The sequence below is a fragment of the Angustibacter aerolatus genome, from assembly GCF_054776675.1.
This window is the reverse complement of sequence record NZ_BAAHBM010000023.1, coordinates 1-18,303: the sequence shown is the minus strand read 5'-3', so window position 1 is coordinate 18,303 and position 18,303 is coordinate 1. Positions and strand designations below refer to the sequence as shown.

At 75.3% G+C, this 18,303-nt stretch carries 18 protein-coding genes and 1 riboswitch; of the genes, 16 read left to right on the top strand and 2 right to left on the bottom strand.

Translation table 11 applies throughout. From position 1 onward, the window contains the following. Positions 1–97 precede the first annotated feature (97 nt). The 5 genes from ACYVI6_RS07820 to steA all read left to right on the top strand — a co-directional run bounded on the left by ACYVI6_RS07820 (position 98) and on the right by steA (position 5,270). Positions 98–337 (top strand): hypothetical protein, encoded by a 240-nt coding sequence (locus ACYVI6_RS07820; protein ID WP_460445832.1) that lies wholly within the window; start codon positions 98–100, stop codon positions 335–337. Continuing rightward, positions 334–1,197 (top strand): TlyA family RNA methyltransferase, encoded by an 864-nt coding sequence (locus ACYVI6_RS07815; RefSeq protein WP_460445831.1) that lies wholly within the window; start codon positions 334–336, stop codon positions 1,195–1,197. The genes ACYVI6_RS07820 and ACYVI6_RS07815 overlap by 4 nt, the downstream gene beginning before the upstream one ends. Next, entirely contained in the window at positions 1,194–2,087 is an 894-nt protein-coding gene (locus ACYVI6_RS07810) for an NAD kinase (RefSeq protein WP_460445830.1), read from the top strand. Before ACYVI6_RS07815 ends, ACYVI6_RS07810 begins: the two co-directional genes overlap by 4 nt. A 71-nt stretch (positions 2,088–2,158) precedes the next feature. Beyond that, positions 2,159–3,919 (top strand): DNA repair protein RecN, encoded by a 1,761-nt coding sequence (gene recN / locus ACYVI6_RS07805; protein ID WP_460445849.1) that lies wholly within the window; start codon positions 2,159–2,161, stop codon positions 3,917–3,919. Positions 3,920–4,079: 160 nt separating this feature from the next. Next, complete coding sequence (gene steA, locus ACYVI6_RS07800; protein ID WP_460445829.1) at positions 4,080–5,270, top strand: putative cytokinetic ring protein SteA; 1,191 nt, start codon at positions 4,080–4,082, stop codon at positions 5,268–5,270. Here the strand turns inward: steA and ACYVI6_RS07795 are convergent. Further along, entirely contained in the window at positions 5,267–6,304 is a 1,038-nt protein-coding gene (locus ACYVI6_RS07795) for an FUSC family protein (RefSeq protein WP_460445828.1), read from the bottom strand. The genes steA and ACYVI6_RS07795 overlap by 4 nt on opposite strands. A 116-nt stretch (positions 6,305–6,420) precedes the next feature. Next, positions 6,421–6,528, top strand: a riboswitch (SAM riboswitch). A 408-nt stretch (positions 6,529–6,936) separates the two neighbouring features. On the opposite strand from ACYVI6_RS07795, the gene ACYVI6_RS07790 reads away from it, so the two are divergent. The 10 genes from ACYVI6_RS07790 (at position 6,937) to ACYVI6_RS07745 (ending at position 16,845) form a co-directional block, all read left to right on the top strand. Beyond that, positions 6,937–7,860, top strand: a complete 924-nt coding sequence (locus tag ACYVI6_RS07790) for an amino acid ABC transporter permease (protein WP_460445848.1) — start codon at positions 6,937–6,939, stop codon at positions 7,858–7,860. Positions 7,861–7,913: 53 nt separating this feature from the next. Next, complete coding sequence (locus ACYVI6_RS07785; protein ID WP_460445847.1) at positions 7,914–8,678, top strand: amino acid ABC transporter ATP-binding protein; 765 nt, start codon at positions 7,914–7,916, stop codon at positions 8,676–8,678. Between the two features lie 62 nt (positions 8,679–8,740). Next, entirely contained in the window at positions 8,741–9,784 is a 1,044-nt protein-coding gene (locus tag ACYVI6_RS07780) for a transporter substrate-binding domain-containing protein (RefSeq protein ID WP_460445827.1), read from the top strand. A 40-nt stretch (positions 9,785–9,824) separates the two neighbouring features. Next, on the top strand, positions 9,825–10,967 hold the full coding sequence (locus ACYVI6_RS07775; protein ID WP_460445826.1) for an FAD-dependent oxidoreductase: 1,143 nt from the start codon (positions 9,825–9,827) through the stop codon (positions 10,965–10,967). Continuing rightward, complete coding sequence (locus ACYVI6_RS07770) at positions 10,964–11,860, top strand: glutathione S-transferase C-terminal domain-containing protein (protein WP_284287361.1); 897 nt, start codon at positions 10,964–10,966, stop codon at positions 11,858–11,860. Before ACYVI6_RS07775 ends, ACYVI6_RS07770 begins: the two co-directional genes overlap by 4 nt. 31 nt (positions 11,861–11,891) lie before the next feature. After that, the gene (locus tag ACYVI6_RS07765; RefSeq protein ID WP_460445825.1) at positions 11,892–13,100 is read left to right on the top strand and encodes an LLM class flavin-dependent oxidoreductase; all 1,209 of its coding nucleotides are present in this window, start codon (positions 11,892–11,894) and stop codon (positions 13,098–13,100) included. Positions 13,101–13,137: 37 nt separating this feature from the next. Beyond that, on the top strand, positions 13,138–14,514 hold the full coding sequence (locus tag ACYVI6_RS07760) for an NtaA/DmoA family FMN-dependent monooxygenase (RefSeq protein WP_460445824.1): 1,377 nt from the start codon (positions 13,138–13,140) through the stop codon (positions 14,512–14,514). After that, entirely contained in the window at positions 14,511–15,653 is a 1,143-nt protein-coding gene (locus tag ACYVI6_RS07755; RefSeq protein ID WP_460445823.1) for an LLM class flavin-dependent oxidoreductase, read from the top strand. Before ACYVI6_RS07760 ends, ACYVI6_RS07755 begins: the two co-directional genes overlap by 4 nt. After that, entirely contained in the window at positions 15,650–16,141 is a 492-nt protein-coding gene (locus tag ACYVI6_RS07750) for a flavin reductase family protein (RefSeq protein WP_460445822.1), read from the top strand. Before ACYVI6_RS07755 ends, ACYVI6_RS07750 begins: the two co-directional genes overlap by 4 nt. Next, positions 16,138–16,845: a GNAT family N-acetyltransferase gene (locus tag ACYVI6_RS07745; protein WP_460445821.1), complete on the top strand. Its 708-nt coding sequence runs from the start codon at positions 16,138–16,140 to the stop codon at positions 16,843–16,845. Before ACYVI6_RS07750 ends, ACYVI6_RS07745 begins: the two co-directional genes overlap by 4 nt. 15 nt (positions 16,846–16,860) lie before the next feature. On the opposite strand, the gene ACYVI6_RS07740 is transcribed toward ACYVI6_RS07745, so the two are convergent. Beyond that, complete coding sequence (locus ACYVI6_RS07740; RefSeq protein ID WP_460445820.1) at positions 16,861–17,001, bottom strand: hypothetical protein; 141 nt, start codon at positions 16,999–17,001, stop codon at positions 16,861–16,863. Positions 17,002–17,304: 303 nt separating this feature from the next. Here ACYVI6_RS07740 and ACYVI6_RS07735 point away from each other — a divergent pair, with 303 nt between their 5' ends. Beyond that, positions 17,305–18,261 (top strand): copper transporter, encoded by a 957-nt coding sequence (locus ACYVI6_RS07735; protein ID WP_460445819.1) that lies wholly within the window; start codon positions 17,305–17,307, stop codon positions 18,259–18,261. Positions 18,262–18,303 lie beyond the last annotated feature (42 nt).

Genomic DNA, 18,303 nt, shown 5'->3' with positions numbered 1-18,303 from the left:
CGGGGCCGGCCTGCCCGACCACGGTGCGTCGTCCCGTCCGACGGGCGACACCGAGTCGCCGGAGGTCGCCCCGGCAGGCGAGCGGTCCGGCGCTGCGGTGGTCGTCGAGGCGGACGGCAACGGTCCGGCGGCACCCGCGACGTCCGGTGACGACGGTGGGGCCAGAACGGCCGAGGGTGTGCAGGGTCCGGCGCTGCCGCAGACCGGCGACCGTCGGGTCGACGAGGCCCTGGAGGCGCTGTCCGAGGTGCGGTCCGCGCCCCTGTCCGAGCAGGTCGAGCGGTACGCGACGGTCCACCGGACGTTGCAGGACCGGCTCGCCGACCTCGACGGGTGAGCGATCCGCAGGCGGGCGACGCCGTCCACGTGCGCCTCGACGTCGAGCTGGTGCGTCGCGGGCTCGCGCGAGCCCGCGGGCAGGCGGGTGAGCTGGTGCGCGCCGGACGGGTGCGGGTCGCCGGATCAGCGGCGACGAAGGCCTCGCAGACCGTGTCCTCGGCGGCGGACATCACGGTCGACGCCGGTGCCGAACCGGACGTCGTGGGGCGCGGTGCCCTGAAGCTGCGCGGGTTCCTGGACGACCTCGGCGCCGTGCCCGGTGGTGGCCCGGTCGTCGCGGGACGCCGGTGCCTCGACGCCGGCGCGAGCACGGGTGGGTTCACGCAGGTGCTGCTCGAGCGCGGCGCTCGCGAGGTCGTCGCCGTCGACGTGGGGCACGACCAGCTGGCGCCACCGCTGCGTGCCGACCCGCGCGTCGACGACCGTCCGGGCACCAGCGTCCGAGGCCTCCTCGCGGCCGACGTCGGCGGCCCGGCCGACCTGCTCGTGGCCGACCTGTCGTTCATCTCGACCGGTCTCGTGCTGCCCGACCTGCTCGCGCTCGTGCGGCCGGGCGCCGACCTGCTCCCGATGGTGAAGCCGCAGTTCGAGGTCGGGCGCAAGCGCCTCGGCAGCGGTGGCGTCGTCCGCGACCCGGCGCTGCGGGCCGAGGCGGTGCTCGGGGTGGCGACCGCCGCGCACGACCTCGGGCTGGTGGTGCGCGCCGTGCACGCCAGTCGCTGGCCGGGACCGAGCGGCAACGTCGAGTACTTCCTGTGGTTGACCCTGCCCGACGGCAGCGGTGAGCCGACTGGCAGCGTGGATGCCGACGACCTGCCCGGCGTCGTCGCCGCCGCCGTCGAGAGAGGCCCCGCATGAGCCGTCGCGTGCTGCTCGTCACCCACCTCGGGCGTCCGGAGGCGGTGGCCGCCGCCGACGAGATGCTCGAGCGGCTGCTGGCCGCCGGGCTCGAGGTGGCCGTGCTCGCCGAGGAGTCCGCGCCGCGGGCCGGAGCGGGTGTGGTCACGGCCGACCCCGACGACCCGGCGCGCGGCGCCGAGCTCGCGGTCGTGCTCGGCGGCGACGGCACGATCCTGCGCGGCGCCGAGATGGTGCGCGACAGCGAGGTGCCGGTGCTGGGGGTCAACCTCGGGCACGTCGGGTTCCTCGCCGAGAGCGAGCGGGACGCCATCGCGTCCACGGCCGCCCGCGTGGTGGCCGCCGACTACGAGGTCGAGGAGCGGATGACCCTCGACATCACGGTGCGCGCCGGCGGCGTCGTGCAGCACCGGTGCTGGGCGCTGAACGAGGCGACCGTCGAGAAGGCCGCCCGGGAGCGCATGCTCGAGCTGGTCATCGAGGTCGACGACCGGCCGCTGTCGACCGTCGGTGCGGACGGCGTCGTCATGGCGACCCCCACCGGCTCGACGGCCTACGCGTTCTCGGCCGGCGGCCCGGTCGTGTGGCCCGAGGTCGAGGCGCTGCTCATGGTCCCGATCTCCGCACACGCCCTGTTCTCGAGGCCGCTCGTCGTCGACCCCCGCTCGCGGCTCGCGGTCGAGGTGCTCGCCGACACCGAGGGCGACGGCGTGCTGTGGTGCGACGGCCGCCGGCGCTACGAGCTCAAGCCCGGGTCGCGGATCGAGGCCGTGCGCGGCGAGCGGCCCGTGCGGCTGGCCCGGCTCAGCCGCAGCCCGTTCACCGACCGGCTGGTCGGCAAGTTCCGCCTGCCGGTGCAGGGCTGGCGCGGCGGCCCCACCCGCGGCTGACCCCGGAGCCTGTGCACGACGTCCGCCCGTCGTCGCACCCACCGCCTAGGCTGACGGACGTGCTGGAGGAGATGCGGATCCGCGGGCTGGGCGTCATCGGCGACGCCGTGCTCGAGCTCGACCCCGGCCTGACGGTGCTGACCGGCGAGACCGGTGCGGGCAAGACGATGGTGGTCACGGCGCTCGGTCTGCTCCTCGGTGCCCGAGCCGACGCCGGGGTGGTGCGCACCGGCGCGTCGGCCGCGGTGGTCGAGGGTCGCGTCGTGGTCGACCCGACCGGGCCGGTGGCGCTCGCGGCCGAGGAGGCCGGGGGCGTGCTCGACGACGACGTGCTGCTGCTCGCCCGCTCGGTCGCGCAGTCCGGCCGGTCCCGGGCGCACGTCGGCGGCCGCGCCGTGCCCGTCGGCACGCTCGGGCAGCTGTCCGGTGAGCTGGTGACGGTGCACGGTCAGTCCGACCAGCTGCGGCTGCTGCAGCCTGCCCGCCAGCGCGCCGCGCTCGACCGCTTCGCCGGGCACGACGGGCTGCTCACCGCGGTGGCGTCCGCGCACGCGGCGCTGCAGGAGGTGCGCGCCCGCCTGACGGAGGTCGTCGGCCGACGTCAGGAGCGCGCACAGGAGGCCGAGGTGCTGCGGCACGGCCTGCAGCAGCTCGAGGCCGTCGACCCCCAGCCGGGTGAGGACCACGCGCTGCGCGACGAGGAGGGGCGGCTGGCCCACGGCGACGCGCTGCGAGCCGCCGCCGAGCAGGCGCACGGGGCGCTGGTCGCCGACGGCCTCGACGCCGGCGGCCTCGACGCCACGGACGCGCAGCAGCTCGTCGGGCACGCCCGCCGGGCGCTCGACGCGGTGCGCCAGCACGACGCCGAGCTGGCCGCGATCGACGACCGGCTCGGCGAGATCGGGTACCTGCTGGCCGACCTCGCGCAGGACCTGTCGTCGTACGGTGCTGCGCTCGACACCGACCCCGCCCGGCTGGCGGCCGTGCAGGACCGTCGCGCCGAGCTCGCCGCGTTGACGCGGGTCTACGGCGAGGACGTCGACGCCGTGCTGGCGTGGGGGCAGCGGGCGTCCGCCCGGCTGCTCGAGCTCGACGACGACGAGGGGCTGGTCGAGCAGCTGCGCGCCGAGGAGGCGCGGTGCCGTACGGAGCTGGCGACCGCGGCCGCCGCCCTGACCCGCTCGCGCACGGAGGCCGCCGGCCGGCTCGGCACCCTCGTCGCCGACGAGCTCGCCCAGCTGGCCATGCCGCACGCCCGGCTCGAGGTCGTGGTGACGCAGACCGACCGCGACGACGACGAGGCGCTCGAGCTCGACCTGCCCGGGGGGTCGCGACGCGTCGCCGTCGCCGCACACGGCGCCGACGACGTCGAGCTGCAGCTGGCCCCGCACGCCGGTGCCCCGCTGCGGCCGGTCGCCCGCGGCGCCTCGGGCGGCGAGCTGTCCCGCGTGATGCTCGGGCTCGAGGTGGTGCTGGCCGGCGCCGACCCGGTGCCCACGTTCGTGTTCGACGAGGTCGACGCGGGGGTCGGTGGTCGTGCGGCGGTCGAGATCGGACGCCGGCTGGCCGCCCTCGCCCGCACCTCGCAGGTCGTCGTCGTGACGCACCTGCCCCAGGTCGCCGCGTACGCCGACCGGCACCTGCACGTGGTGAAGGCCGACGACGGCACCGTGACCGAGAGCGACGTGACCCGTCTCGAGGGCGACGAGCGGGTGCGCGAGCTCGCCCGCATGCTCGCCGGGGCGGAGGACTCCGGCTCGGCCCGGGCGCACGCGCAGGAGCTGCTCGACGGCGCCCGCTCGCACGTCGCCGCCCTCGCCACCACACGCTGACCGACCACGTGGCGGCCGTCGCCGCGTCGGGGAGACCGAGCCCGCCGGGACGTCGGCGGCGGTCGCCCCCAGGGGGCGACGGGTGGAAGGCCGCACCGGCGGAGCCGGGCTCCGCGCGGCTGCCGGACGGGTGCGTGCGGGCGTGGCACGATGGACGGCGATGCGCCTGTCCCTGCTCCGACGCCGCGCGGCGCGTCCCGACGTGGCGGGGGTCGTCGGCACCGCGCGGGTCGACGCGCGCACGAAGGACCTCACGAAGCGGCTGCAGCCCGGCGACGTGGCCGTGATCGACCACCTCGACATCGACACGGTGGCGGCCGAGGCGCTGGTGGCGAAGCGGCCGGGAGCCGTGGTGAACGCCGCACCGAGCACGAGCGGCCGGTACCCGAACCTCGGGCCGGGGATCCTGCTCGCCGCAGGAGTGCCGCTGGTCGACGGCGTGGGGCGCGACGTGATGGTGCGGGTTGCCGAGGGCGAGCGGGTGCGGGTCGACGAGGGCCGCGTCTACCTGGGTGACGACCTCGAGGAGCAGGTGGCGGAGGGCACGCGGCAGACCGACGCGACGGTCGCGGTGGCGATGGAAGAAGCGCGGGCGGGGCTGTCGACGCAGCTGGAGGCGTTCGCGGCGAACACCATGGACTACCTGCGCCGCGAGCGCGAGCTGCTGCTCGACGGCGTCGGCGTGCCCGACGTCGTCACGCGGATGGACGGCCGCCAGGTGCTCGTGGTGGTCCGCGGGTACCACTACCGCGAGGACCTGCACACGCTGCGCACCTACGTGCGCGAGTACAAGCCGGTGATCATCGGCGTCGACGGGGGAGCGGACGCCGTGCTCGAGGCCGGCCTGCACCTCGACATGGTCGTGGGCGACATGGACTCGGTGTCCGACCGGGCGCTCGCGTGCGGCGCCGAGATCGTGGTGCACGCCTACCGCGACGGCCGGGCGCCGGGCCTGGAGCGGGTGCGGCGGCTCGGCATCGAGCCGGTCGTGTTCCCAGCCACCGGCACCAGCGAGGACGTCGCGATGCTGCTGGCCGACGACAAGGGCGCCGAGCTCATCGTGGCCGTCGGCACGCACGCGACGCTCGTGGAGTTCCTCGACAAGGGCCGGGCCGGCATGGCCAGCACCTTCCTGACCCGGCTGCGCATCGGCGGCAAGCTCGTCGACGCGAAGGGCGTCAGCCGGCTCTACCGCACGCGCGTCTCGTCGTGGCAGGTCGCGGCGCTCATCGTGTGCGGCCTGCTCGCGCTCTTCGTCGCGCTCTACGCCACGCCGTCCGGTCAGGCGGTGCTCGGGCTGTTCGGCGCCCGGCTGGACGACCTCGTGTCGTGGGTGCGCGGCCTCTTCTAGCCGCGTCCCCCGGCCGGCCGCACCCGCCGGGCCACCAGCACCACCACGGCTGCGACCACGGCGCCGAGCACCGTCTGCACGCCTCGTTCGAGCAGCAGCTCGCCGACCGGGCGCTGCACCGCCACCTGGCCCAGCAGCAGCGCCATGGGGGTGATCACGAGCAGCGCCAGGCCGTAGTTGCGCCCGATGAGCAGCTCGGCCGCCACCTGCAGCACCGCCACGACGAGCACGGCGGCGACGGGGCTCGGGTGCGGTGCGAGCAGCAGGGCGCTCGTGAGCAGCCCGAGCAGCGTGCCGACCACGCGGTGCGCCGCCCGCACCAGCCGGTTCGTGGCCCCGAGCCCCATGAGCGGCGCCACCGCGGCGACGCTCGCCCAGTACGGGTGCCCGAGGCCGGTGAGCGTCGCCGCCGCACCGGCGAGCAGCACGGCGGTGCCGTAGAGCAGCACGTCGCCCCAGGCCACCTGGCGCGGCCGCTCGCGCGGCCCGGCCCGCCGGAAGGCCGCCAGGTCGCGCCGCAGCACCGCACCCGCGTTGCCCACCACCAGCGCGAAGGCGGCGCTGGCGGTCGCGACCAGCGCGGCGACCCCCACGTCGGACGTCGCGTGCGGCACCGAGCTCGTCGCGCCGAACGCGAACACCAGGAACAGCGGTCCGGGCGGGTGCCAGTCCTGCGCCGAGGCGAGCGCGCTGCCCGCCAGCACCAGCACGGTCGCCACGCCGACGGCGAGCCAGTGCGACCCCGTCGCACCCACCAGGACGCCGGCCACGAGCGAGGCAAGCAGCGCCGCGGCCGCGCTGAGCTGCATGGTGACGCGGGGCAGCCCGACGTGGTTGCGGCCGTACAGCGAGGTGAACGCCCCGAACGCGGCGTACGCCGACAGGTGCGGCCGCCCGAGGGCGACGACCAGCAGCAGCGGCACGCCGACGCTGACGCCGGCCCGCAGCGCGGCCCGGTGCGCCCCGGGCGCGGGCCGCACGTGCACGAACTGGCGCGCCGCCCGCTGCCACGCGCCGTCCGGTGCACCGCTCACGGCGTCCATCCGACCAGACCGGGCTCCGGACGTCGCGCCCGGCCGCGCCCGCAAAGTCGAGTCGGTCGATCGACATTGACACGACGCCGTTCGAGTGCGTACCGTCGGCGTCGCACGGTCAAGAGCGTCAGCAACAGGCCCTGGCTTGCTGACCAGCAACCCTCGCTCCGCGGTGGGGTGCTCCAGGTGACGACCAGACCGGGATCGTCCGGTAAGCGCGAAGCCCCTCCGGGGGGAACAGGTGGTTCACAGGTGTCGACCCGCTGGGTTGTCCTCGATGCGCTCGCGCTGAGCGCGCGACGTCACGTCGATCTCGCGCGCACGTGCAGCGCGCTCTGTCACGCCTGACCGCCCGCACCACCGCCAGCCCTCCTGACCCGCCGCGCGCCGTCGCCCGGCCGGGTACCTGCGCGCGCCGTCCCTGACGAGCCGCGCCCCACCTCGCCCGCCGACCGGCGTGCGACGACACGTGTCCCGTGTCGCCGCCGCGCCGCGTCGTGCCTTCGTCCACCGGAGAGCCCGTGTCAGACCACACCGACGTGCGGACGGCGACACCGCCCGCCCGCCCGCCGTCCCCGCCGTCCCCGCCGTCCCCGCCGTCGTCCGCGTCGTCCCAGACGGCACCCACCCCGCTGCACGCCGTCCCGCGCAGGGCGCAGCGCGTCGTGCCGCTGCGCCGCCCCGGCCGCTGGATCGCCACCGCCGTGGTGCTCGTGGTGGTGGCCCAGGTCGTGCACGGGTTGGTGGTGAACCCGTTCTTCCAGTGGGACCGCTTCGGGTACTGGTTCCTGCGGCCGGTGGTGCTCGAGGGCCTGCTCGTCACGCTGAAGGTCGCCGCGCTGAGCGCGGTGCTGGGGCTGCTCGGTGGCGTGGTGCTGGCGCTCATGCGGCTGTCGCGCAACCCGGTGCTGCAGGCCGTGAGCTGGGCCTACACCTGGCTGTTCCGGTCGATCCCGCTCATCGTGCTGCTGTTGTTCCTCTACAACTTCAGCGCCCTCTACCAGACGCTGAGCGTCGGCGTGCCCTTCGGCCCGGCGTTCTTCGAGTTCTCCGAGTCGCGGCTGGCCACCGACCTGGCGATCGCGGTGGTCGGCATCAGCCTGAACGAGGCGGCCTTCGCCGGTGAGATCGTCCGTGCCGGCATCCTCTCGGTCGACCAGGGGCAGCACGAGGCGGCGTCCGCGCTGGGGCTGCCCAGGCGGTACCAGTTCCGCAGGATCATGCTGCCGCAGGCACTCCGCTCGATCGTGCCGAGCTACGTGAACCTGCTCATCGGCCTGGTGAAGGGCACGTCGCTGGTCTACTACGTGTCGCTGCTCGACCTGTTCGGCACCGTCGAGACGATGGGCAGCACCTACCCCGGCGACATCGTGCCGCTGCTGCTCGTCGCGACCGTCTGGTACGTGGTGCTCACCAGCATCGTCTCGACCGTCCAGTACCACGTGGAGCGCGCCTACGCCCGCGGCGCGGTGCGCACGCTGCCTCCGACACCGTTGCAGCGCCTGCGGTTCGGCGCCGCCGCGCTGCGTGCGCGCCGGACGGGGGCGTCGTGGTGACGAGGATCGAGGCGCTGCAGGCGGTCGCGAGCCCGTCGCTCGCGCTCGAGCCGGTGCAGGCGGCCGGCGTCGAGGTGCACGACGCGCACAAGTGGTACGGCGCGCACAAGGTGCTGGACGGCGTGCACCTGACCGTGCAGCCGGGGCAGGTCGCCGTCGTGCTCGGCCCGTCGGGCTCGGGCAAGTCCACGCTGCTGCGGGCGATCAACCACCTCGAGCCGCTCGACGTCGGGCACGTCAGCGTCAACGGCGAGCTGATCGGCGTGCGGCGGCACGGTGATCGGCTGAAGGCGCTGCCGGAGCGCACGATCCTGCGGCAGCGCGCGAAGGTCGGCTTCGTGTTCCAGGGGTTCAACCTGTTCCCGAACCTGACCGTGCTCGACAACGTCGCGTCGGCGCCGGTCGCCACCGGCCGGGCGAGCCGCCGCGAGGCCGAGGAGCAGGCGCGCGCGCTGCTCGAGCGCGTCGGCCTGGCCGAGAAGGCGGCCGCGTACCCGCGGCAGCTGTCCGGCGGGCAGCAGCAGCGCGTGGCGATCGCCCGGGCGCTGGCCATGCGCCCCGGCGTCCTGCTCTTCGACGAGCCGACGTCCGCGCTCGACCCGGAGCTGGTCGGCGAGGTGCTCGCCGTCGTGCAGGACCTCGCCTCGACCGGCACCACGATGATCGTCGTCACCCACGAGGTCGGCTTCGCCCGCGAGGTCGCCGACCTGGTCGTCTTCCTCGATGAGGGCCGGGTGCTCGAGCAGGGCACCCCGGCCGAGGTGCTCGACCACCCCACGCACCCTCGCACCCGCGAGTTCCTGAGCAGGGTCCTGTGACCGCGCAGCGACCCACCCGCACCCCGGCTCGCCCCGCCGAGCCGCACACCCCGAGGAGCACCGTGCCCCAGCAGCACCCCCGCACCCGCCGACGCGCGCGAGCGTCCGGCCTGTTCGCCGCAGGGCTCGTGATCGCCGGGGTGCTGGCCGCCTGCGGCGACGCCTCCGGTGACGTGGACGCCGAGCCGGCAGCGAACGCGTCGGACGCCACGCAGTCCGTCGTCACCGTGGGAGCCCTCTCGAACGGCTCGGCGCAGGAGACGAAGCTGACCGTCACCCGCGACGACAGCATCCGCGCCGAGCTGCCCGCTGCGGTGCGGGACAAGGGGGAGCTGGTGATCGGCCTGGGGTTGCTGCCGTCCGGCGCCCCGCCGCTCGGCTTCGTCGGCACCGACCAGAAGACGCTCACCGGCTCGGAGCCCGACCTCGGTCGCCTGGTGGCCGGCGTCCTCGGCCTGAAGCCGGTGGTGGACAACGCGACGTGGGACAATCTCTTCGTCGGCATCGACAGCGGCCGCACCGACCTCGGGTTCTCGAACATCACCGACACCGAGCAGCGCAAGGAGAAGTACGACTTCGCCTGCTACCGCCAGGACAACCTCGGGTTCGAGGTGCTGAAGAGCAGCTCGTTCGCCTTCACCGGCGACCCCGAGGTGCTGGCGGGCAGGACCGTCGCCGTCGGCGCCGGGACCAACCAGGAGAAGATCCTGCTGGGGTGGCGCACCAAGCTGCAGCAGGAGGGCAAGACGCTCACGGTGAAGTACTTCGCCGACCAGAACGCCACCTACCTCGCCCTCGCCTCGGGCAAGATCGACGCCTACTTCGCGCCGAACCCCTCGATCGTCTACCACGCGACGCAGACGGCCAGCACGCCGAACCCGACGAAGGCGGCCGGTACGTTCTCCGGTGCAGGACAGTCGTTGCAGGGCCTGATCTGCGCGACGAGCAAGAAGGACTCCGGGCTCGCGAAGCCGGTCGCCGACGCCATCAACTCGCTGATCGACGGCGGTCAGTACCAGCAGTGGCTGACCGCCTGGCACCTCGAGGCCGAGGCCGTGAAATCGTCCGAGGTCAACCCGCCCGGCCTGCCCGTCACCAGCTCGTGACACTCACCAGCATGCAACACAGCACCTCAGGAGGACGTCGGTGAGCGCGGTGATCGTGGTCGGTGGGGGAGTGATGGGGTCGTCCGCCGCGTGGCACCTCGCCGGCCGCGGTCACGACGTGGTGCTGCTCGAGCAGTTCGGGCCGGGGCACGACCTGGGCAGCTCGCACGGCAGCTCGCGCATCTTCCGGCTGGCGTACGCCGACCCGTTCTACGTCGACCTCGCCGTGCGGGCGCTGCCGCTGTGGCGCCGGCTGGAGGACGAGGCCGGTGCCGAGCTGCTCGACCTCACCGGGGCGCTCGACCACGGGCCGGCACCCGCGACCGAGCCGCTCGTCGGCGCCCTGTCGGCGGCCGGGCGGGAGGTGCAGCGGCTGGCCCCGGCCGAGGTGACCGAGCGCTGGCCGGGGCTGCGCGCCGACGGCACCGCGGTCTTCCACCCGGACGCCGGTCGCCTGCACGCCGACGACTCCGTGGCCGCGCTGCAGCGCCCGGCCGAGCGCCGGGGTGCGCAGGTGCGTCACGACGTCCGGGTCGAGCGGGTGGCGGTGCGCGGCGACGACCGCGTCGAGGTGTCGACAGCCGACGAGACCCTGCACGGGGACGCCGTGGTGGCGGCCGTCGGCGGCTGGGCGCCGCAGGTGCTGGCCGGCCTGCCGGGCGTGCTCGACCACGTGCCGTCGCTGCGGGTCACCCAGGAGCAGCCGGCGCACTTCCCGGCCGCGCAGCCGCTGGGGTGGCCGAGCTTCATCCACCACGGCGGCGGCGCGCTGCCCGCGACGTCCGACGGCGTCTACGGCCTGGGCAGCGTCGACGGGATCAAGGTCGGGTTCCACGGCGTCGGCCCCGTGGTGAGCGACCCGTCGCACCGCGACCGCAGCACGGACGTCGTCGCGCAGCGCCGCCTGCAGGACTACGCCGCCCGGTGGCTGCCCGGCGTCGACGCGCTGCGGCCGACGTCGACCACCTGCCTGTACACGACCACGGTCGACCACGACTTCGTCGTCGACCGTCGCGGCCCGGTGACGGTGCTGGCCGGGTTCTCCGGCCACGGCTTCAAGTTCGGCTCCGTGATCGGGGCGCTCGCCGCCGACCTGGTCGAGGGCCGCCCCGGTCTCGACCGCTTCGCGCTCGACCGCCGCCGCGGGCACCCCGCGCCGGCGCTGGAAGGGAGCACCGCATGACCAGCCCCGAGACCCACGAGGTCCCCGCGCACGCCTCGCCCGTCGACACCGCGGCGTTCGGCCGGTACCGGCTGCCGCACGTCGACGACGAGCACCCGCTGATCCGGTTCACCGGCCGGGTGACCGCCGACGGCTCGAGCGGCTTTCGCGCCGAGCCGGGCCGCTACCACCTGTACGGCGGGCTGTTCTGCCCCTGGTCGCACCGCGCGACGATCGTCCGGCGGCTGCGCGGCCTCGACGACGTCGTCTCGCTGTCGTACGTCGACGACGAGCGCGACGGCCGCGGCTGGGCGTTCCGCGCGACCCGCGGCGCCGACCCGGTGAACGGGTTCCGCCTGCTGCGCCAGGCCTACGAGGCCACCGAGCCGGGCTTCGCCGGCCACGTCTCGGTGCCCGCCCTGTGGGACCGCGAGCGCGGCCGGCTGGTGAGCAACCACTACGGCGGCATCGACCTCGACCTGGCCACGCAGTTCGCGCCCGGTCCGGGGGCGGTCGAGCTCGTGCCCGACGACCTGGCGGACGACGTCGACGCGCTCGACGGCTGGATCGGCCCGGCGGTGAACCACGGGGCCGGTGCGGCCTCCGGCACCGGCCCGGACGCCGAGGCCGCCCGCGAGGCGCTGCAGCACGCGTTGTCCGACCTCGACGCGCGGCTGGCCGGCGGGCGCTACCTGCTCGGCGACCGGCTCACCCTCGCCGACGTCCGGCTCTGGGTGACGCTCGTGCGGTACCGGCCGGCGGACGGTGCGCCGGCCCTGGTCGACCACGAGCACCTGTGGGCGTACGCCCGCGACCTGTACGCCCTGCCGGCGTTCCGGGAGACGACCGACTTCGCGTCGTTCGGTGCGGCCGACGCCGCCGCGGCGTGGGACGTCGCCCCCGTCACCGCCTGACCGGCCCACCACCACCCCGAGCGGAGCACCCGTGGCACACCCCCCGATCCACCTGGCCGTCGCCCTCGACGGCGCCGGCTGGCACCCGGCCGCCTGGCGCGAGCCGGACGCCCGACCGCGCGAGCTGCTGAGCGCCGGCTACTGGACCGACCTGGTGACCGAGGCCGAGGCCGGGCTGCTCGACCTCGTGACCATCGAGGACGGCCTGCAGCTGCAGTCCGACGACCCGTTCCGCCCGGACGAGCGCACCGACCGGGTGCGCGGCCGGCTCGACGCGCTGCTGGTCGCGGCGCGGGTGGCGCCGCTGACCCGGCACGTCGGCCTGGTGCCGACCGTCGTGGTCACGCACACCGAGCCGTTCCACGCGTCCAAGGCGGTCGCGACCCTCGACCACGTGAGCTCCGGCCGGGCCGGGGTGCGCGTGCAGGTCGCCGCGCGTCCGGACACGGCGGCGCACTTCGGTCGCCGCGAGCTGCCGGCGGTCCGCGACCCGCGCGACCTGACGGACCCGTCGTGGCAGCGGCAGATCGGCGAGCTGTTCGACGAGGCCGCCGACTACGTCGAGGTGCTGCGCCGGCTCTGGGACAGCTGGGAGGACGACGCCGAGATCCGCGACGTCGCCACCGGCCGCTTCGTCGACCGCGACAAGCTGCACGCGATCGACTTCGTCGGCGAGCACTTCTCGGTGCGCGGGCCGTCGATCACGCCGCGGCCGCCGCAGGGGCAGCCCGTGGTGGCGGCGCTGGCGCACGCGGAGGTGCCGTACCGCCTCGTGGGCCGCGCCGCCGACCTCGGCTTCGTGACGCCGCGCGACGAGGCGGACGCCGCCGACCTGGTCGCGCAGGTCGCCGCGCAGCAGCGGGCCGCCGGGCGCGCCGACGAGCGCGTGCACGTCTTCGGCGACCTGGTGGTGCTCCTCGACGAGCGGGAGGCGACCGCCCGGGCGCGCCGCGAGCGGCTCGACCTGGTGGCGGGGGAACAGTTCACCAGCGACGCCACGGTCTTCGCGGGGACGCCGGCCCAGCTGGCCGACCTGCTGACCGCCTGGCACGCCGCCGGGCTGACCGGGTTCCGGCTGCGCCCGGCGACGGTGCCGCACGACCTGCAGCAGGTCACCCGCGCGCTGGTGCCCGAGCTGCAGCGCCGGGGGCTGTTCCGCACCGCCTACCCGGCGGCCGGCACGACGTTGCGCGGGCTGCTCGGCCTGCCACGTCCGGCCAGCCGCTACGCCCTCGCATGAGCGACGTACTCGACCACTCCGCACGAGAGGCCCTCCGGTGAGCAGGCAGCGCAAGCAGATCCACCTCGCGGCACACTTCCCCGGCGTCAACAACACGACGGTGTGGAGCGACCCGGCCGCGGGCAGCCACATCGAGTTCGAGTCGTTCCGCCGGTTCGCGCAGACCGCCGAGCGCGGTCGCTTCGACTTCCTGTTCCTCGCGGAGGGGCTGCGGCTGCGCGAGCAGCACGGCCGCATCCACGACCTCGATGTCGTCGGGCGGCCGGACACGTTCACCGTCCTGGCCGCGCTGGCCGCCGTCACCGAGCGGATCGGGCTGACCGGCACGATCAACTCGACGTTCAACGAGCCGTACGAGGTGGCGCGGCAGTTCGCCAGCCTCGACCACCTCTCCGGCGGCCGGGCGGCCTGGAACGTGGTCACGAGCTGGGACGCGTTCACCGGCGAGAACTTCCGCCGCGGCGGGTACCTCGCGCAGGACGACCGGTACGAGCGGGCCCGCACGTTCCTGCAGACCGCGACCGAGCTGTGGGACTCGTGGCAGGGCGACGAGGTGCTCGCCGACCGCGACTCCGGGCGGTTCCTCAGCGACCCGCGCGCCGGCTCGTTCAGCCACCACGACCGGTTCTTCGACGTCGAGGGCCGCTTCGACGTGCCGCGCAGCCCGCAGGGACGACCGGTGATCTTCCAGGCCGGCGACTCCGACGAGGGACGCGACTTCGCGGCGTCGTCCGCCGACGCGATCTTCTCCCGGCACACCGAACCCGTTGCGGCGAAGGCCTTCTACGCCGACGTCAAGGGTCGGCTCGAGCGGTTCGGTCGCACCCGTGACGAGCTGCTCATCCTGCCCGCGGCCACGTTCGCGCTCGCTGACACCGATGCGGAGGCTGCCGAGCTGGCCCGTGAGGTGCGGCTCGCGCAGGTGTCGCCGCAGACCGCGGTGCTGTTCATCGAGCAGCTGTGGAACACCGCGCTGCCGGGCTTCGACGTCGACGGTCCGCTGCCCTCGTTCGACCCGGTGGTGAGCGAGCAGCTGGTGGCGCAGGGGAGGGCCAGCGCACGCATGCTGGCCAAGAGCCCGGTCGAGACCGCGGACGAGTGGCGGGCGCTGGCCGAGGCGAAGGGCCTGAGCGCCCGCGAGGTCGTCGTCGAGGTGACCGGCCGGCAGTCGTTCGTCGGGTCGGCCGCCACGATCGCCCGCACCATCGACGAGCTGGTGCAGGACGACGCGAGCGACGGCTTCATCCTGGTGCCGCACCTGACGCCCGACGGCCTCGTGCCGTTCGTCGACCAGGTGGTGCCGCTGCTGCAGGAACGCGGTGTCTTCCGCACCGACTACGAGGGGACGACGCTGCGCGAGCACCTCGGGCTCGCGCCGCTCCCGACCCGCCAGCTGGAGGAGACGCGCGCATGACCACCACACCGCTGACCGTGCTCGACCTCGTGCCCGTCTCGTCGGGCTCGACCGCCGGCGAGGCGCTGCGCAACAGCGTCGACCTCGCGCAGCGCGCCGAGCGGCTCGGCTACGCGCGGTACTGGTTCGCCGAGCACCACCTGAACCCGGGCGTCGCCGGCACCTCGCCCGCCGTCGTCCTCGCGCTGACCGCCGGCTCGACGTCGACGATCCGACTGGGGTCGGGCGCGCTGCAGATGGGGCACCGCACCGCGCTCGCCACGGTCGAGGACTTCGGGCTGCTGGACGCCGCGCACCCCGGCCGGTTCGACCTGGGCCTGGGCCGCACCGGACCGCCGTCGAAGCCGCCGCGCCAGCCCGCGCTCGTCGGCGGCCCGGCGTCCGAGTCGTCGCAGGTGGTCGACGGCCGCACGGGCAACGGGCTGCGGATCCCGCCGCGGTTCTCGCCCGGCGCGCTGCTGTCGTCGCCGCGGTTCGCCCTGCAGCGCAGGCTGCTCACGCTGCCCGGGGCCACGTCGCAGGACTACACCGAGCAGGTCGACGACGTGCTGGCGCTGCTGGCCGGCACCTACGTGGACGCCGCGGGCGAGGAGGCGCACGTCGTGCCGGGGGAGGGCGCCGACCTGCAGGTGTGGATCCTCGGCAGCAGCGCCGGCGAGAGCGCCGAGGTCGCCGGCGATCGCGGCCTGCGGTTCGCCGCGAACTACCACGTCAGCCCCGCGACGGTGCTCGAGGCCGTCGAGGGCTACCGCGCGGCCTTCCGCCCGTCGGCGGACCTCGACCGGCCGCACGTCAGCGTCTCGGCCGACGTCGTCGTCGCGCCGGACGAGGCAGCTGCCCGCGAGCTCGCCACGGGCTACGGGGTGTGGGTGCGCAGCATCCGCACCGCCGAGGGCGCGATCCCGTTCCCGTCGCCGGACGAGGCGCGCCGGCACCGGTGGACCGACGCCGACCGGGCGCTGGTGCAGGACCGCGTCGACACCCAGTTCGTGGGGTCGCCAGCGCAGGTGGCCGACGACCTCGAGCGGCTGCGCGACGCCACCGGCGCCGACGAGCTGGTCGTCACCACGATCACGCACGACCACGCCGACCGGGTGCGCTCGTACGAGCTGCTCGCCGACGAGTGGGCACGCCGGTGACACGTACCGCGCACGTGCTCGACCCGGCCGCCCTGCGGCGGGTGCTGGGCGCGTTCCCGACCGGCGTCACCGCGGTGGCGGCAGAGGTCGACGGCGTGCCGGTCGGCCTGGCCGCCAGCTCGTTCACGTCGGTGTCGCTCGAGCCCGCGCTGGTGTCGGTGTGCGTCGCGCACACCTCGACCACGTGGCCGGTGCTGCGCCGCGCCGAGCGACTCGGCATCAGCGTGCTCGGCGCCGACCAGGAGCACGTCGGGGCGCGGCTCGCCGCCCGCGGGGTCGACCGGTTCGCCGGCCTCGGCTGGCGGGTGACGCCCGAGGGCGCGGTGCTGCTCGACGGCGCGAGCGCGTGGCTCGACTGCAGCATCGAGGCGCAGCACCGCGCGGGCGACCACGACATCGTGGTGCTGCGGGTGCACGACCTCGACGCCGACCACGACGTGCACCCGCTGGTGTTCCACCGCAGCGCGTACCGCAGGCTGCAGCCGTGACGTCGGTGACCCCCACGCGGTTCGAGCCGCTCGAGAACCCCGCGCGCTCGGCCCTGACCGGACCGCACGCGCACTTCGCCGAGCGGCGCGGTCGGGTGCTGCGCTACCCGGTCGACGTGTCGCCGTTCCTCGCGCTGCCCGACGACCTGCAGCCCGACGACTGGGCCGACGTCGCCGCGCTCGCCGGCCCCGGCGCGCTGGTGCCGCTGGCCGGCGTGGACGCACCGCCGCCCGACGGCTGGGACGTCGTCGCCCGGGTGGCCGGCGTCCAGCTGGTCGACGACGGGGTGGCCGCGGCGCCCGACCCGGACGCCGTGCGGCTGACCGCCGCCGACGTCCCGGAGATGCTCGCGCTCGTCGAGCGCACCCGCCCCGGCCCGTTCCTGCCGCGCACCATCGAGATGGGCACCTACCTCGGCGTCCGCCGCGAGGGCCGGCTCGTCGCGATGGCGGGGGAGCGCCTGCACCCGCCGGGCTGGACCGAGATCAGCGCCGTCTGCACCGACGAGTCGGCCCGCGGCCAGGGCCTCGCCACCCGGCTGGTGCTCGCCGTCGCGCACGGCATCCGCGAGCGCGGCGAGACGCCCTTCCTGCACGCGGCCGGCGACAACACGAACGCGATCCGGCTCTACGAGTCGCTCGGCTTCCGCTTGCGCCGCCGCACGACGTTCCAGGTCGCCCGCGTCCCCGACGTCCGGGCCTGAGGCCGCTCCGACGCCTCAGGTGGCGCCAGCGCGTCGCCACTCCCGCCCGAGCCACGCCAGGCGGTAGGTCGTGAGCAGCAGCCCCAGACCGACGGCGGCGGTCGGTCGCTCGCGGGCCCCGATCGCCAGCAAGACCACCAGCGTCAGGAAGTGCACGGCCTCCCGCACCACGATGCGCCGGCGGCGGGCGGCGGCCGCGCGCGAGGGAGCGCCGCCATGGGCTGGCGCGGTGTCAGGTGCAGGTCGGTGCATCGTGCTCCGTCCGAGAGGCGTCCGTGGTGCACGGAACGTCGCTGACCCGCCGGCTGCCGGTCAACGGGTCATTCGGATCTCGGATACCGCCGTGCCGAAGCTGCTGTCCCTGTGCCTGCGGCTGGTGCCAGCGCGGTGCGCACGGCGTCCCAGGGGCGCTCGGTACGGTGGCGGCATGACGGACGGACGTGGCTGCGTGGTGCCCGGGTGATCGACTTCAGGTACCACGTGGTGTCCATCGTCTCGATCTTCCTCGCGCTGGCGGTGGGTATCGTGCTCGGGGCGGGGCCGCTGCAGCAGGAGCTCGGCAAGACGCTGCAGAGCCAGGTGAGCACGCTGCGCAAGGACAAGGCCGACCTGCGCACGCAGCTGACCGAGGCTCAGCGGCAGGTCGACTCCTCCGACGCGTTCGCGGACGCCGTGACCCCGCAGCTCGTGGCGTCTCGGCTCGGGGGCCGGTCGGTCGTCGTGGTGCGGCTGCCCGGCGTGGACGGCGGCGAGGTCGACGCGCTGGCCAAGACGCTGCAGGCCTCTGGGGCCACGGTGAACGGCCAGGTGACGGTCGAGAAGGCGTGGTCCGACCCGAGCAAGCGCACGTTCCGCGAGCAGCTGCTGACGAACCTCGGCCCGCTGGTGGGGCTGCCGGCGTCCGACGGCGACCTCGAGCAGCGGATGGGGCAGCTGCTGGCCCGGGCGCTCGTCGTCGGGCAGGTGAGCGACGCCGACACCGCGAACGCCGCCGCCGCACAGGCGCTCGCGGGGCTGAAGGACGCCGGGCTCGTGACGTTCGACGGCGACGGTCCGCTCCCGTCCACCCTCGCCGTCGTCGCGGCCGGCCCGGCCGCGAGCCTGACCGGCACCGACGACGAGAAGACGGCGACGCTCGGCGCGTGGTCGGCGGTGGCCGCGCAGCTCGACGGCGCGAGCAGCGGTGCAGTGGCCGTCGGTCCGGTCGAGAGCGCCGACGCGGGCGGGCTGCTCGCGACCGTGCGCGGCGACGGCGACGAGCGCAAGGCCGTCTCGACGGTCGACGACGTGGGCTCGCCGATGGGGCGGGTGGCGGTCGTGTACGCGCTGCGCGAGCAGATGGGCGGGTCGGCCGGGCAGTACGGCACCGGCCCCGGCGCGAGCGCGGTGCTGCCCGACCTCACGGACGTCGCGTGAGCCGTCGCCCCGCGGCGGCTCCGTGGCGCGCGCTCACGGCGG

Coding starts and splice junctions, on each gene's coding strand:
- ACYVI6_RS07810 (WP_460445830.1), top strand. CDS start 1,194: ATGAGCCGTCGCGTGCTGCTCGTCACCCACCTCGGGCGTCCGGAGGCG.
- recN (WP_460445849.1), top strand. CDS start 2,159: ATGCGGATCCGCGGGCTGGGCGTCATCGGCGACGCCGTGCTCGAGCTC.
- steA (WP_460445829.1), top strand. CDS start 4,080: ATGCGCCTGTCCCTGCTCCGACGCCGCGCGGCGCGTCCCGACGTGGCG.
- ACYVI6_RS07770 (WP_284287361.1), top strand. CDS start 10,964: ATGACCAGCCCCGAGACCCACGAGGTCCCCGCGCACGCCTCGCCCGTC.
- ACYVI6_RS07755 (WP_460445823.1), top strand. CDS start 14,511: ATGACCACCACACCGCTGACCGTGCTCGACCTCGTGCCCGTCTCGTCG.